The 14798-nt window shown below is 69.7% G+C and carries 15 protein-coding genes; 1 reads left to right on the top strand and 14 read right to left on the bottom strand.

Features of this window, described 5'->3' with window-relative positions:
• Nucleotide 1: 1 nt before the first annotated feature.
• Nucleotides 2-1981 carry a fumarate reductase/succinate dehydrogenase flavoprotein subunit gene (locus V1351_RS12495; protein WP_338748531.1) on the bottom strand — a complete coding sequence of 660 codons (1980 nt, stop codon included), beginning with the start codon at nt 1979-1981 and terminating at the stop codon, nt 2-4.
• Between the two features lie 19 nt (nt 1982-2000).
• Complete coding sequence (locus tag V1351_RS12500; RefSeq protein WP_338748533.1) at nt 2001-2717, bottom strand: succinate dehydrogenase cytochrome b subunit; 717 nt, start codon at nt 2715-2717, stop codon at nt 2001-2003.
• A 135-nt stretch (nt 2718-2852) separates the two neighbouring features.
• Between V1351_RS12500 and V1351_RS12505 the strand changes: the two genes are divergently transcribed.
• Nucleotides 2853-3530 carry a spermidine synthase gene (locus tag V1351_RS12505; RefSeq protein WP_338748534.1) on the top strand — a complete coding sequence of 226 codons (678 nt, stop codon included), beginning with the start codon at nt 2853-2855 and terminating at the stop codon, nt 3528-3530.
• A 115-nt stretch (nt 3531-3645) separates the two neighbouring features.
• Here V1351_RS12505 and hemL read toward each other — a convergent pair whose 3' ends face one another.
• From hemL to V1351_RS12565, 12 genes are all read right to left on the bottom strand, one after another.
• Nucleotides 3646-4977: a glutamate-1-semialdehyde 2,1-aminomutase gene (gene hemL, locus V1351_RS12510; RefSeq protein WP_338748535.1), complete on the bottom strand. Its 1332-nt coding sequence runs from the start codon at nt 4975-4977 to the stop codon at nt 3646-3648.
• A gap of 46 nt (nt 4978-5023) precedes the next feature.
• Nucleotides 5024-5503, bottom strand: coding sequence for a MarR family winged helix-turn-helix transcriptional regulator (locus V1351_RS12515; protein WP_338748536.1), 480 nt, complete (start codon nt 5501-5503; stop codon nt 5024-5026).
• Nucleotides 5500-6504 (bottom strand): porphobilinogen synthase, encoded by a 1005-nt coding sequence (gene hemB / locus V1351_RS12520; RefSeq protein ID WP_338748537.1) that lies wholly within the window; start codon nt 6502-6504, stop codon nt 5500-5502. The genes V1351_RS12515 and hemB overlap by 4 nt, the downstream gene beginning before the upstream one ends.
• The gene (locus V1351_RS12525; protein WP_338748538.1) at nt 6501-8144 is read right to left on the bottom strand and encodes a uroporphyrinogen-III synthase; all 1644 of its coding nucleotides are present in this window, start codon (nt 8142-8144) and stop codon (nt 6501-6503) included. Before V1351_RS12525 ends, hemB begins: the two co-directional genes overlap by 4 nt.
• Nucleotides 8141-9100: a hydroxymethylbilane synthase gene (hemC, locus tag V1351_RS12530; RefSeq protein ID WP_338748539.1), complete on the bottom strand. Its 960-nt coding sequence runs from the start codon at nt 9098-9100 to the stop codon at nt 8141-8143. The genes V1351_RS12525 and hemC overlap by 4 nt, the downstream gene beginning before the upstream one ends.
• Nucleotides 9097-10371, bottom strand: a complete 1275-nt coding sequence (locus V1351_RS12535; protein WP_338748540.1) for a glutamyl-tRNA reductase — start codon at nt 10369-10371, stop codon at nt 9097-9099. The genes hemC and V1351_RS12535 overlap by 4 nt, the downstream gene beginning before the upstream one ends.
• On the bottom strand, nt 10368-11051 hold the full coding sequence (locus tag V1351_RS12540) for a redox-sensing transcriptional repressor Rex (protein WP_338748541.1): 684 nt from the start codon (nt 11049-11051) through the stop codon (nt 10368-10370). Before V1351_RS12540 ends, V1351_RS12535 begins: the two co-directional genes overlap by 4 nt.
• 131 nt (nt 11052-11182) lie before the next feature.
• On the bottom strand, nt 11183-11428 hold the full coding sequence (locus tag V1351_RS12545) for a glutaredoxin family protein (RefSeq protein WP_338748542.1): 246 nt from the start codon (nt 11426-11428) through the stop codon (nt 11183-11185).
• A gap of 8 nt (nt 11429-11436) precedes the next feature.
• Nucleotides 11437-12915, bottom strand: a complete 1479-nt coding sequence (locus V1351_RS12550) for a lysophospholipid acyltransferase family protein (protein ID WP_338748543.1) — start codon at nt 12913-12915, stop codon at nt 11437-11439.
• On the bottom strand, nt 12915-13967 hold the full coding sequence (locus V1351_RS12555; RefSeq protein ID WP_338748544.1) for an NAD-dependent epimerase/dehydratase family protein: 1053 nt from the start codon (nt 13965-13967) through the stop codon (nt 12915-12917). Before V1351_RS12555 ends, V1351_RS12550 begins: the two co-directional genes overlap by 1 nt.
• A 171-nt stretch (nt 13968-14138) precedes the next feature.
• Entirely contained in the window at nt 14139-14237 is a 99-nt protein-coding gene (locus V1351_RS12560) for a 30S ribosomal protein bS22 (protein WP_003792170.1), read from the bottom strand.
• Nucleotides 14238-14436: 199 nt separating this feature from the next.
• The gene (locus V1351_RS12565) at nt 14437-14634 is read right to left on the bottom strand and encodes a helix-turn-helix domain-containing protein (RefSeq protein ID WP_338748545.1); all 198 of its coding nucleotides are present in this window, start codon (nt 14632-14634) and stop codon (nt 14437-14439) included.
• Nucleotides 14635-14798: the final 164 nt, after the last annotated feature.

The following is a 14798-nucleotide window of genomic DNA, read 5'->3' on the forward strand; positions in this document are numbered from 1 at the left end:
CTCACTTGTAGCTCCGCTGCTTGAGTTCGATGGCCTCGAACGTGAGGTCCTCCTTGTGCAGGACCGGCTTGCCGGGAAGGCCCGCCTCGTCGGGCTGGAACTCCCAAGCGGCGACGTAGGCGAAGTCCTCGTCGTCGCGCAGGGCCTCGCCGTCCTCGGTCTGGGACTCGGACCGGAAGTGGCACCCGCAGGACTCGCTCCGGTGGAGCGCGTCGATGCACATGAGCTCTCCGAGCTCGAGGAAGTCCGCGACGCGGCCCGCCTTCTCCAGACTCTGGTTGAGGGTGTCGGCCGAGCCGGGAACATTGACGTTGCGCCAGAACTCCTCACGCAGGCTCCGGATGAGGTCGATGGCCTTCAGCAGGCCCTCCTCGTTGCGCTCCATCCCGCAGTACTCCCACATGATGTGCCCGAGCTCCTTGTGGAAGGAGTCCACGGTCCGCTCACCATTGATGGACAGCAGCTTCTCGGTGCGGTCGGCGACGGCGGCCTTGACCTCTGCCACTGCTGGGGAGTTCTCGTCCACCTGCGGGTACGGGCCCTTGGACAGGTAGTCGCGGATGGTGTTGGGCAGGACGAAGTAGCCGTCCGCCAGGCCCTGCATCAGGGCCGAGGCGCCGAGGCGGTTGGCGCCGTGGTCGGAGAAGTTGGCCTCACCGGCCACGAAGAGCCCCGGGATGGAGCTCTGCAGGTCGTAGTCGACCCACAGACCGCCCATCACGTAGTGGACCGCGGGGTAGATGCGCATCGGGACCTTGTACGGGTCCTCGCCGGTGATGCGCATGTACATGTCGAAGAGGTTGCCGTACTTGTTCCGGATAGCGTCCTCGCCCAGTCGCTCGATCGCCGATGCGAAGTCGAGGTAGACGCCGCGACGGAAGTCGCCGACCTTGGGGCCGACGCCCCGTCCCTCGTCACACACGACCTTGGCCTGGCGTGACGCGATGTCGCGGGGCACGAGGTTGCCGAAGGAGGGGTACTTGCGCTCCAGGTAGTAGTCGCGATCCTCCTCGGCGATCTCCCGCGGGTCCTTGTCGCAGTGCTCCGCGCGCTTGGGTACCCAGATGCGACCGTCGTTGCGCAGCGACTCCGACATCAGGGTCAGCTTCGACTGGTAGTCGCCAGCGACCGGGATGCACGTCGGGTGGATCTGCGTGTAGCAGGGGTTGGCCATGTAGGCACCCTTGCGGTGCGCGCGCCAGCTGGCTGTGACGTTGGAGCCCATGGCGTTGGTCGAGAGGTAGAAGACGTTGCCGTACCCGCCGCTGGCCAGCACGACCGCGTCAGCGACGTGCGTCTCCAGCTCACCGGTGACCAGGTCACGGGCGACGATGCCGCGGGCGCGGCCGTCCTCGATGATCAGCTCGAGCATCTCGTGGCGGGTGTACTCGTCGACGGTGCCGGCCGCGATCTGCCGCTCGAGGGCCTGGTAGGCGCCGATGAGCAGCTGCTGACCGGTCTGGCCACGGGCGTAGAACGTCCTGGAGACCTGGACGCCACCGAAGGACCGGTTGTCCAGCAGACCCCCGTACTCACGGGCGAAGGGAACACCCTGGGCGACGCACTGGTCGATGATGTTCGCGCTGACCTCGGCCAGACGGTAGGTGTTGGTCTCACGGGAGCGGTAGTCGCCGCCCTTCTCCGTGTCGTAGAAGAGACGGTAGGTCGAGTCCCCGTCCTCCTTGTAGTTCTTCGCGGCGTTGATGCCGCCCTGGGCGGCGATGGAGTGGGCGCGACGCGGGGAGTCCTGGTAGCAGAAGGACTTCACGTGGTACCCGGCCTCGCCGAGCGTGGCAGCCGCAGCGCCTCCGGCCAGACCGGTGCCGACGACGATCACCGAGGACTTGCTCCGGTTGGTCGGCTGGACGAGGCCGGCGTCGAACTGGCGCTGCGTCCACATCTTGTCGATCGGCACCTTGGGCGCCTTGGTGTCGGCGATCGGTTCACCCTCGGTGAAGAACTCGCTGAGCGTGTCGGTCATGTGTGTCAGTGCTCCAGAATCAGGCGATGAGGTTGAAGAGGATCGCGAACGGCGGGATGAGGAAGCCGACGACGATGACGATCCCCAGGATCGCCCCGAGTGACTTCGCTCGCCTGCGCGCGACCGCGGTGGTCGTCAGGCCCATCGTCTGGGCCGCGCTCCAGATCCCGTGATACAGGTGCATGCCCAGGGCGATCATCGCCAGCGCGTAGATGAGAACCATCCACCACAGCTCGAAGCTCGCCTGGACCATGACGAAGGGGGACTCCTCCACCGCCTGCGCGCTCACCGAGCTGTTGATGGCCGGCTTGACGAGCGTGAAGTGGATCAGGTGCCAGATGACGAAGACCAGGATGGCCAGCCCACCCCACCGCATGGTGCGTGACGCGAGCGTGGATCCGAGGTTCTTCTTCACGGCGTACTTCTGCGGGCGTGCCGAACCGGCCCTGGCCCACAACGTCATCCCGGCGTACACGTGCGCGATGATCGAGAGGATCAGCACGACCCGCACGGTCCACAGCATGCCGCCGTACGGGAGCATCGGCTCACCGAACGTGCGCAGATGGTGCGCATAGGTGTCGAACGTCTCCTGGCCACCCAGTGCCATGAGGTTGCCGTACATGTGCAGGAGCACATACAGGAGGAAGATGACGCCGGAGCCCGCCATGAGGAATTTCAACCCGATGGAGGACGACGCCACTCCCTTCTTCTTCGCAGGGAGAGTCGTAGTAGCCACGGGCTCAAGGTACCCCCTCGTGACCGGGAGCACTGTGGCGGCCCGGCCGTTCGGAATGTGACTTTTACCCGGTTACCGTGACGTAATAGGCAACGCAGATGTCGCAAAAATACCCTCGCCGACCGGAAGCAGGTCATGGACAGCACTCCCGAGACGATCGCCACCGCTGAGACGCCCCGAGGAGAGATCGCGCTGCGTGAGCGTGCCTCCGCCGATGGCACCGTGGTGCACGAGTTGGTCGTTGCCGGCGTCTTCGCGATGGACTCGGCGGACACCGCGACCGAGACGGCCCTGGCGCAGCGTTCCCTGGAGCGGGTGGCGGCACCCACGCGAGTCCTCGTCGGCGGCCTGGGCCTCGGCTTCACCGCCTGGCAGGCACTCAAGGACCGGCGGGTGCGCGACCTGCACGTCGTCGAGATCGAGGAGGACCTCGTCCAGTGGGCCCGTCTGGGCCTGACCCCGACGCTCGGCGTGCTCGCCCGTCACCCACGAGTGACCCTGCACGTGCAGGACGCCGCCTCGGCCGTCGGTGACGGTGAGCCGGCGGGGCCGTGGGACCTGGTCCTGCTCGACGTGGACAACGGGCCGGGCTTCCTCGTGCACGAGGAGAACGAGCGCCTCTACTCGGCCACCGCACTGTCCGTCCTCCTGTCACAGGTGACGACGGGGGGCGTCCTGGCGATCTGGGCGGCCCAGCGCGAGCCGCAGCTGCTCGCGACGTTGACGGGACTGGCGCCGACCGAGGAGATCGTGCTTCCGGTCGAGCGTCAGGATCGTTGTCTGGAGTACGTGCTGTACCTCGCCCGCGCCTGAGGACGCCTGCCCACGCGCGAGCAAAGTGCTGCAGGCTCCACGTCGTATGGCCAGCAGCATCTCGTCGTGCTGCTGACCATACGAAGTGCTGCCGGCTCGCGTTCGCTTCGGGAGGTCAGACGGACGCCGCGGCCGCTGCGGCGGCGGGCAGGGCGGCCAGAATCGTCTCGAGTGCCTCGTCGTCGAGGGCCCCGGAGACGAACCATGCCTCGAAGGCACTCGGCGGCAGGTGCACTCCGCCCTCGAGCATCGCGTGGAAGAAGCGGCCGTAGGCACCCGTGTCCTGCTCCCGGGCGTCGGCGAAGGAGTGCACCTGCCCCTCGCGGAAGAAGATCGAGAACATCGAGCCGGCCCACTGCACGCGGTGGGCCACCCCCTCGGCGGACAGGGCGGCCGAGGCGGCGTCGGCGATGCGGGTGGCCGTGGCCTCCAGCCGCGGGTAGAGCTCGGGGGTGCAGGCGCGCAGCGTGGCGAGCCCGGCAGCGGTCGCCACGGGGTTACCCGACAGGGTCCCGGCCTGGTACACGGGTCCCTCCGGGGCGAGCCGGGCCATGAGGTCGGCGCGCCCGCCGAAGGCCGCAGCCGGAAAACCGCCGCCCATGACCTTGCCGAAGGTGAACAGGTCGGGCGCTCCCCCTTCGTAGCCCCCGGGGTGGGCACCCTCTGGACCGGTCTCGAGGCCGTACCACCCGGAACGGCTGGACCGGAAGCCGGTCATGACCTCGTCACTGATCAGGAGCGCGCCGTGGGCTGCGGTCACCCGGCGCAGGCCCTCTGTGAACCCCGGCGCGGGCGGGACGATGCCCATGTTGCCGGGCGCGGCCTCGGTGATGACCGCGGCGATCTCCTCCCCACGTGCGGCGAAGAGCTCCTCGACGGCGCCGAGGTCGTTGTACGGGAGCACGACCGTTTCCCCTGCGGCCGAGGCGGGGACACCGGCGGAGCCAGGCAGCGCAAAGGTCGCCACACCCGAGCCCGCCTCTGCGAGAAGGGCGTCCACGTGGCCGTGGTAGCAGCCAGCGAACTTCACGATGACCGAACGACCGGTCACCCCTCGCGCCAGGCGAAGGGCGGACATCGTCGCCTCGGTCCCGGAGGACACGAGGCGGACCTGCTCGAGCGGCTCGACCCGGTCGATCACCTCGGCGGCGAGCGCGACCTCGTTCTCGGTCGGGGTCCCGAAGGAGAAGCCCCTCGTGGCGGCATCGGTCACGGCGGCGAGGACGTCCGGGTGCGCGTGACCGAGGATCATCGGTCCCCATGAGCAGATGAGGTCGACGTACCGGTTGCCGTCGACGTCGGTCAGCCACGGCCCCTCGGCGCGCTCGATGAACCGCGGGACCCCACCGACCCCGCCGAAGGCGCGCACCGGGGAGTTCACTCCGGCGGGCGTCACGGCACGGGCACGGTCGAAGAGGGCCTCGGATCGGGTCGTGGATTGCGTCATGTCCCCAGTCTCCCCCACAGGGAGCAGTTCCCCGTGAGCGGGCGACCTAGTCGTCCAGCCCGATCTCGTGGTGCTCGGGCGCGAGCCGGTCACGCACTGTGGCCATCGCCTCACCCAGCGCGGTGAACTGCTCCGGGGTGAGGATGTCCACGAGGTGCTCGCGCACCGACTCGACGTGCGTCCCGGCGAGCTCGTCGAGGACCGTACGGCCCTCGTCGGTGAGCAGGATCTCGACGCCACGACCGTCGTCCGTGGCGCGGCAACGCTCGACCCAGCCGCGCTTCTCCAGTCGCGCGGCAGTGTGCGTCACCCGGGAGCGTGACTGCACGATGTCGTCGGCGAGACGGGACATGCGGGTGCGCTGCCCGGGCGACTCGGAGAGCATCGACAGCAGCTCGTACTCGGTCAGCTGCATCTTGTGGGGCGCCAGGTCGTCGACGAGCGCCTTCTCGAGCAGGCGCGTCCCGCGCAGGAAGGCGCGCCAGTGCTTCTGCTGCTGTGCATCCAGCCAGTTGGTGTCGCTCACAGTCGCTGCGCCACCTCGAGTGCGAAGTACGTGAGGATCATCTGCGCTCCCGCCCTCCTGATGTGGATGAGCGACTCGAGCACCGCTGCCTCACGGTCGATCCAGCCACGGTCGGCGGCAGCGACGATCTGCGCGTACTCGCCGGAGATCTGGTACGCCGCGACGGGCACGGTCGACACCTGCGCCGTGGCGGCGATGATGTCCAGGTGCGGCTGGGCCGGCTTGACCATGATGATGTCGGCTCCCTCCGCGAGGTCCAGCTCGACCTCGCGCAGGGCCTCGACGGCGTTGGCCGGATCCTGCTGGTAGGTCGCCCGGTCGCCGGTGAGCGAGGACTGCACGGCCTCGCGGAAGGGGCCGTACAAGGCTGAGGTGTACTTCGCGGCGTAGGCCAGCACGAGGGTGTCGGTGTAACCGGCACGATCCAGCGCCGCGCGCACGTGGGCGACCTGGCCATCCATCATCCCGGACAGCCCGAGCGCGTGCGCCCCGGCGGCCGCCTGCGCGAGCGCCATGTCGGCGTACCGCGTCAGGGTGGCGTCGTTGTCGACGACGGTCCGACCGGCGGGGTCGGTGGTGAGCACCCCGCAGTGCCCGTGGTCGGTGAACTCGTCGAGACACAGGTCGGTCATGACGACGAGTCCGTCACCGACCGCGTCGACGACGGCCCGGGTGGCGACGTTGAGGATCCCTTCCGGGTCGTCCGCTCCGGAGCCGCGCGCGTCCTTGGTCTGCGGCACGCCGAAGAGCATGATCCCTCCGATGCCGGCGGCGACGCAGGCACGCGCCTCCTCGACGAGCGAGTCGATCGTGTGCTGCACCGTGCCCGGCATGGAGGAGATCTCCACCGGCGCGTCGAGGCCCTCGCGGACGAAGACGGGCAGGACCAGATCCGCCGGGTGCACCCGGGTCTCCGCGACGAGACGACGAAGGGGGGCGCTGCCCCGCAGCCGCCGCGGACGCACCGCCGGTCCGGTCGGAGCAGAGGTCGTGGGACTCACCCCTTCGCCTTCGTGCGGCGGGTCGTCGCCTTCTTGCGGCGAGCACTCGGGCGCTGGGGCTCCTCACCCACTTCGATCGCTGCATCGGCCAGCTTGCGGCCGTGGTCGGCCAGTGCCTCGACGAGGCTCGCTCCGGTGGCTTCGGGGGCCATGACGTCGACCCGGAGGCCGGCCTCCTCCGCCGTCTTGACCGTGGCCGGACCGATGCAGGCGATGACCGTGGACGGGTGCGGCTTTCCGGCGATACCGACGAGGTTGCGCACCGTGGAGGACGAGGTGAAGACGACGGCGTCGAAGGCACCCTGCTTGATCGCGTCGCGCGTGGGCGCGGGCGGCGGGGTGGCCCGCACCGTGCGGTACGCGGTGACGTCGTCGACCTGCCAGCCCATCTCCTGCAGACCGGCCACGAGGGTGTCGGTCGCGATGTCGGCCCGGGGCAGGAAGACGCGGTCGATCGGGTCGAGGACCTCGTCGTAGGGCGGCCACTCCTCGAGCAGGCCGCGGGCGGACATCTCCCCGGTCGGCACGAGGTCGGGCTCGATGCCCCAGTCGCGCAGCGCGTCGGCAGTGACGCCACCGACCGCAGCGATCTTCAGCCCGGAGAAGGCCCGGGCGTCGAGGCCGAACTCCTCGAACTTCTCCCGGATGGCCTTGACGGCGTTGACCGAGGTGAAGCCGATCCACTGGTAGCGGCCGGTGACGAGGCCGCGCACGGCCCGCTCGACGGCCTGCGGCGTGCGGGGCGGCTCGACGCTGATGGTCGGGACGACCTCGCTCGTCGCGCCGTGGCCGAGCAGCTGCTTGGTCATCGGACCGGACTGGTCCTTCGTCCGCGGGATCAGGACGTTCCAGCCGTAGAGCGGTTTGGTCTCGAACCAGGACAGCGTGCTGCGCATGGTGACGGTCGGACCGACGATCGCCAGAGTCGGGACCTCGAGCCCGACGACGGCGTCGGCGGCCTCGGCGAGGGTGGTGCCGTGGGTGACCTGCGAGGTGGTCGTGCCGCCCCGCGTGAGAGCGACAGCGGTCTCGCCGTCACGGCCCTTGGCGAGCAGGTCGGCGAAGGCCGGGACGAGATGCTCGGGCAGGCCGAGCAGCACGAGTGTGACGTCGCTGCCGACCGAGGCCGACAGGTCCGGGCGCTTGGACCCGGAGACACTGACGACGTGGAGGGCACCGGTCGAGCGGCTGGTCAGCGGGACACCGGCATACGACGGCACGGCACTCACGGCAGAGACGCCCGGGACGACGTCGAAGTCGATGTCCGCCTTGGCCAGTGCGGTCGCCTCCTCGGCGAGCCCGTTGAAGGTCGCCGGGTCGCCGTCCATGAGGCGCACGACGAGTCCTCCCTTGTGCGCCTTGGCCGTCTTGACGACCAGCTTGGCGCGCGAGGCGTGGGTGAGTTGCTGGCCGTGCTCACCGTGGCTGGCATCGACGATCTCGACGTCCTCCCCGGTCATCGAGGCGATGATCTCCTCGTTGGTCAGCTGGTCGGTGATGACGGCGTCGGCCCGCGACAGCAGCTCGACGGAGGCGACGGTCATCAGTGATGCGTCACCCGGTCCGGCGCCGACGAAGGCGACTCGGGCCGGTCGGCGTGCTGCGGCGTTGGCGGATGCGGTCGAGCGCTGGGGGGTCACTGGGCATGCTCCGAAGCGGTCGTGGGGTGGGTGGCGGACAAGTCGGCGAGCGCGGGCGCGCCGTCGGCGATGAGGGTCCGGGCGAGGCGGCGACCGAGGTCCTCCGCCTCCCCGAGTGGGCCGGTCACGGACCGGCGCAGCTCCCCGGAGCCGTCCGTCGCGGCGACGACGGCTCGCAGGGAGAGGATGGGGCCGTCGACGTCGTCGACGACCTCGGCAAGGGCTCCGACGGGGGCGGCACAGCCGGCCCCGAGCTCGGCGAGGACACCACGCTCGGCGGTGACCGCCGCCCGGGTCTCGGCATCGTCGAGTGGACGAAGGGCGGCGAGCACCTGCTCGTCCCCCTCACGGCACTCGACGCCCAGGGCCCCCTGGCCGGGGGCGGAGAGCATCTGGATCGGCTCGAGCAGCTCGGTGACCCGTCCCTGCAGACCGGACCGGGTCAGGCCCGCGTGGGCCAGGACGATCGCGTCGAGCTGGCCCTCGCCGGGGCCGACCAGGTCGAGTCGGGTGCCGAGGTTGCCGCGGATGTCGCGGAACTCCAGCCCGAGACCGAGGCAGGCCAGCTGGGCCCGGCGACGGGGGGAGCCGGTCCCGATGACCGCTCCCTCGCCGAGCTCACCGAGGGTGAGTCCGTCGCGGGCGCACAGTGCGTCGCGGGGGTCGACCCGGGCCGGGATGGCGGCGACGACCAGACCGGTCTCCGGCGTGGTCGGCAGGTCCTTGAGGGAGTGCACGGCGATGTCGATCTCGCCGGCCAGGAGGGCCTCGCGCAGCGCGCTGGCGAAGACGCCGTGGCCGCCCATGCTGGCCAGCGAGGCGCGACTGGTGTCGCCCTCGGTGACGATCTCCACGATCTCCACGTCGTGTCCCTCGGCCCGCAAGGCGTCTGCGACGTGTCCGGACTGGGTCATGGCGAGCTTCGATCGGCGGGTGCCGAGACGGAGCGTGGTCACAGCGGGCCTCCTTCGGCATGCAGGTCGAACAACTGGCGCAGGGCGTCCTCGTACTCGCCGAAGCGCCCGTCGACCGCCAGCTCCTTGGCCCGCACGGTGGGCTGGTGCAGCAGCTTGTCGACGATGCGGTGCACGGCGCGGCCGACCTCCTCGCGATCGGCGGCGGACATGCCCGGGGCACGCTGGTCCATCCGGGCGAGCTCGGACTCGACGACCTGCTGCGCGGCCTCCCGCAGGGCACGGACGGTGGGCGCGGCGATGCTCGCCGCCCGGGCACCGAGGTGCCGGGTCACGGCATCGCCGACGATGGAGCGGGCCTGCTCGACCTCCGGCACGACGCCGTCGGCACCGAGCATGTCGCCCAGCTCACCCAGGCCGAGCAGCACGATCCCGCTCAGGTCGGCGACCTCGTGCGCGATGTCGTGCGGCAGGGCGAGGTCGATGAAGCCCTGCTTGCGGCCGGCCCGCTCGACCTGCGCATCGGCGACGTCGGCGAGGGTGACGGCCAGCCCGGTCGATCCGGTGCAGGAGATGACGACGTCGGCGTGCGCGAGGGCTTCACCGAGCTCGTCGGTGGGCAGGGCCCGGCCGCCGAGCCGCTCGGCCAGGGCGACGCCGCGCTCGTGGGTGCGGTTGACGACGGTCAGGCGCGCGACGCCGCGGCGCACTGCCGTGGTCGCCGCCAGCGCGCTCATGGATCCGGCACCGATGACGAGGACGTGGGTGTCCGAGAGCGGGCCGACGTGCTCCTCCACGGAATCCAGACCCGCAGTCACCAACGAGCGCGAGACCTCGTCCAAGCCGGTCTCGGAGTGCACCTGCTTCCCGGTGCGCAACGCCTGCTGGACGAGGGAGTTCAGGTGGCTGCCCACGTGCCCCTCGCTCTGACCGCGCGCGAGCGCGTCGCGCAGCTGGCCGAGGATCTGCGACTCACCCACCGCCATCGAGTCCAATCCAGCGGCGACGTTGAAGACGTGGGCGACGGCAGCATCCCCGTAGTGCAGGTCGAGGTGCTCCTTGAGGTCGTCGTGGGTGATCGACGTGCTCGACGTCAACGCTTCGGTGAGGTCGGCCACGGCGCCGTGGAACGCCGAGACCTCGGCGTACACCTCGGTGCGGTTGCAGGTGGCGATGACGAGGTGCTCGGAGATGTCCGGGCTGGCCTGCGCCGTCGCGATGACGGCCCCGATGCTGGCATCGTCCAGGGCGGCGCGCTCGAGGACGGAGATGGGTGTGCGGCGGTGGTTGAAGCCGAAGCTGAGCAGACTCATCGACCAGCTCCCTCCAACAACTCGTCGGGATCGATACCGACTCGTTGTTGCTCGTGGAAGGCCAGGATCTGCAGCTCGGTGGACAGATCGACCTTGCGCATGTGCACCCCTTCGGGGACCTGGATGACGGTGGCGGCGAAGTTGAGGATGGAGCTGACTCCTGCCGAGACCAGCAGATCGGCGACCTGCTGGGCCGACTCGGCGGGGGTGGCGATGACGCCGATGCAGGCCTCCCCCGGGGTGACGTGCACGTCGAGCGCGTCCATGGGCTGGATGACGAGCTCGTCGAGCATGTGCCCGACCACGGCCGGGTCCCGGTCGAGCAGTGCCACGACCTGGAATCCCTTGGTCGCGAAGCCGCCGTACGAGGCCAGGGCACGACCGAGGTTGCCCATGCCGACGATGATCACCGGCCAGTCGTGGGTCAGGCCCAGGGCACGGGAGATCTGGTAGCTCAGGTGGGTGACGTCGTAGCCGACTCCGCGCACCCCGTACGAGCCGAGGTGGCTGAGGTCCTTGCGCAGCTTGGCCGAGCTCACACCGGAGCTGTGGGCGAGCTCTTCCGAGGAGACGGAGAGCACGTCGACGGCGGCGAGCTGTCCGAGCGCGCGCAGATATCCCGGGAGCCGCGCGACCGTCGCATCAGGGATCTCCCGCTTGGCGGAATGCTCGACGGACACGGTTGCGCACGGCTCCTCTCCGCGGTCCCCGGCGGGCGGCGCCGAAGGACCGAACACATCGAGATTACGCTCTTGTGAACAAATGCACAAAGTCGCCGCCCACCGGTCGCGACGACGGCGCGTCGCACGGCTCAGCGGTCCAGAGCGGCCCGCAGGCGCCCTTCGTCCACACGCCAGTAGTCGTGCTGGCGCCCGTCGACGAAGGTCACCGGAATCTCCTCCGTGTACCGGACGAAGGCCGGATCGGAGTCGAGGAAGACCTCCTCGAAGGAGTCCCCGGTCTCCGCGACGACCCGCTCGATGACCGAGCGGGCCACCTCGCACAGGTGGCAGCCGGGCTTGCCGATCATCACCACGCGAGCGGTCGGGAGTGGCATGGCTGCTCCTAGAAGAAGACCGAACGGCGAGTCACCAGGACGGAGTAGAGCGTCTGCTGGATCGTCTCGCGCACCCGGTCGGTCAGCTCGAAGACGAGCATCGGGTCGTCCGCCGCCGCAGTTCCCAGGGAGGCGGTGTCGATGGGCTCACCGAACTCGATGATCCACTTGCTCGGCAGCGGGATCAGACCCAGTGGACCGAGCAGTGGGAAGAACGGCGTGATCGGTGCGTACGGCGCACCGACGAGGCGCGCCACCGTCTTCATGTTGCCGATCATCGGGTAGACCTCCTCGGCCCCGACCACCGAGCACGGGATGATCGGCACCTCCGAGCGGATCGCTGCCGAGACGAACCCACCCCGGCCGAAGCGCTGCAGCTTGTACCGCTCGCGGAAGGGCTTGCCGACACCCTTGAACCCCTCCGGCCAGACGCCGACGAGCTCGCCGCCACGCAGCAGACGCTCGGCATCGGCGTTGGAGGCCAGGGTCGCGCCGGTCTTGCGGGCGAAGTCCCCGACGATGGGCAGCTGGAAGACCAGGTCGGCACCGAGCATCCGCAGGGAGCGCTTCTTCCTGTGCGAGTCGTGGATGGCCAGCTGGGTGATGATCGAGTCGATCGCGACCGTGCCCGAGTGGTTCGAGACGAGGAGCGCGCCTCCCTCATCCGGGATGTTCTCGATCCCGCGCACCTCGACGCGAAACCACTTGTCCTTCAGCAGTCGCAGGACCGGGAAGATGGTGTGGACCGCGAAGTCCTCGTCGTACCCGAAGTCGTCGACGTCGTAGTCACCGCGCATCCGACGCTGCAGGAACTCGATCGTGTCGGCGAAACGACGCTCCCAGTCCTCCCCCGCGGCCGCACCAGCGGCCTGACCCAGCGTCCGCGAGGTCAGCTGCCCCGCCGACAGCAGCACCGAGAGCAGCTCGGCCAGGCCCGGAACGACGGCCTGCCCGGAGTCCGGCATCCCACTCGAGTCCTCGGACACGGCGGTGGATCCGCGCGACCCCGCCGGCACGGGCCGGCCGGCGGTCGAGGACGAGCGCCGCGCCGGTGGCTTGCGCCGGCCTGCAGATCGGGACGTCGAGAGGCGTTGGGCGGCAGGCGGGGAGCCGTCGGCCCCCTTGATGACGCGCAGCGCCGGCTTGCGGGTGGTCGTGGTCGACGGCGCCTCGCTGAGCAGCGGCGTGCTGCGGCGACGAGCGCGCTCGCCCCCTGCACGGTCAGCCGCGGCGGCCACGGCACTGGGCCGCTGCGTCGCCTGCTTCGCCGAGGCCGCGCCGCTCACCTTCGTCCCGGTCGTCTTCTTCGCGGGGGTCGCCTTCTTGGTCCCGGCCGCCTTCTTCGCGGGGGTCGTCTTTTTCGTCCCGGTCGTCTTCTTCGCGGGGGTCGCCTTCGTCGTGGGCGTCGCCCTCTTCGCGGTGGTCTTCCCGGTGGACGTGGCGGACGTCGCCTTCGTCGAGGGCGACCGTCGGGTGCTGTCGGCCATCACTTCTCGCTCTCGCTGGTGGGCGTACCCGCGCGGATGGCGGCCTCGGCCGCCTGCACGGCAGTCCAACCCGGCTGGGCGAAGGGCAGTCGGTCCATGATCCGCCCCTTCGTCGCCCGGGCAAAGTCCTCGTAGGCCGCGCGTGTGGAGTACCCGGGCTCGAAGCCGAGGTGGTCACGCATTCGCGTGGTGTCCAGACCGCGACCGAAGGTGAGCATGTCCAGCTGGTCGGAGCCGATGTCCACGAGCCCGAAGCGCTTCGCGAGGTCGGCGATCGTGCCGGTGGTCATCCGCGGCACGAGCACGAAGGGCCGCCCGGCGATGGTGGCCGCCTGGGATGCGGTGACGATCCCGTCCCCGGCGATGTTGACCGGGCCGAGGCCGGAGGTGTGCACGGCATGGGTCATCGCGGCGACGCAGTCGTCCTCGTGCACGAACTGCAACCGGGCGTCGAAGCCGAAGGGGATCGGGATGACCGGCAGGGAGAAGTGGTCGGTGAAGGCGGTGCGGACCCGCGGACCGATGACGTTGGCGAAGCGCAACGTCGTGACCTCGATGTCGGGGCGGCGGCGGGAGAGGCCGCGCACGTACCCCTCCACCTCGACGCTGTCCCGTGCCCAACCGGATCCGGGCATCTTCATCGCGGACATGTCCTCGGTGAACATCGCGGGGTCGCGAGGGCTGGAGCCGTAGACACCCGCCGTCGACTTCACCACGAGCCTCGTCACCGACTCCGCGCGCTGGCACGCAGCGAGCAGCTGCATCGTGCCGATGACGTTGATCTCCTTCTGCGTCGCGCGCCCACCGCCGGCACGAGGGGTTGCGATGACTCCCATGTGCACGACCGTGTCGACGTCGTTGCCGGAGATGATCCTGCTGACCAGGGGGCTGCGGATGTCGGCCCGCATGAACTCGGCGCGGCCGATGCCGTGCCGCGGGGGCACGACGTCGACGCCGATGATGCGGTCGATGCTCCCGTCACGGCTGAGGCGTCGGGCGAAGGCACCGCCGAGGTGGCGGGAGACACCCACCACGAGCACGGTCCTGGGCACGGAACACCTCCTGTCGGGGACGGCCGGATTGACCGCGTTGTCCGCAGCCTAACGAGCGGGGCGCCCGTGACGCAGGGAAAGGCCCTGTCGAGACAGGGATCACCCGCAGGCCCCCGGGGGACGGCGAAGGGGGCCGCACCGGATTTCCGGTGTGGCCCCCTTCGCACTGGGTCACTTCTTGTTGCGACGCTGGTGGCGCGTCTTGCGCAGCAGCTTGCGGTGCTTCTTCTTCGCCATGCGCTTGCGTCGCTTCTTGATGACAGAACCCATGCAGTCTTCCTTCGTGTCGTCTTCGGGACATCGGTGACGGCTCGAGCGATGCCGGCCCTGCGGCAGGCTCCACCGAATGCGAGTCAGGCCGGAAGTCTAACGCCTCGCCGACGATGCTCGTACCCGTGTGCAGGGGTTGCCGGCGTCGGGCTCGCCCGACCAGTCACCGGCAGTGCCCCCTGCGCGTCCGGAGTCCGGCTCAGGCCGTCTCGATGAAGGAGCTCTCGAGGTACGTGTGGACCGCGTCCTCGGGCACGCGGAAACTGCGGCCGACGCGGACGGCGGGGAGGTCACCGTTGTGCACCATCCGGTAGACCGTCATCTTCGAGACACGCATGATCGACGCGACCTCAGCCACGGTGAGGAAGCGCACCTCACCCAGAAGATCGTTCGACATGATCACCTCGATCTCTGCAGGGTCGCACCGCCGGCCGATGCCGGCAGTCCTGGACGAACCCTTGCAGATGTCCACCATAGGTGCAGATGTGACGACTGGGAAGACGAAGTGCGAGATCGATCACGCAAAGTCCATGCGACACGCCGTTTGGTGGGAAAAATTCG

Origin of the sequence: Janibacter sp. A1S7 (assembly GCF_037198315.1) — a bacterium.
Classification (GTDB): domain Bacteria; phylum Actinomycetota; class Actinomycetes; order Actinomycetales; family Dermatophilaceae; genus Janibacter; species Janibacter alittae.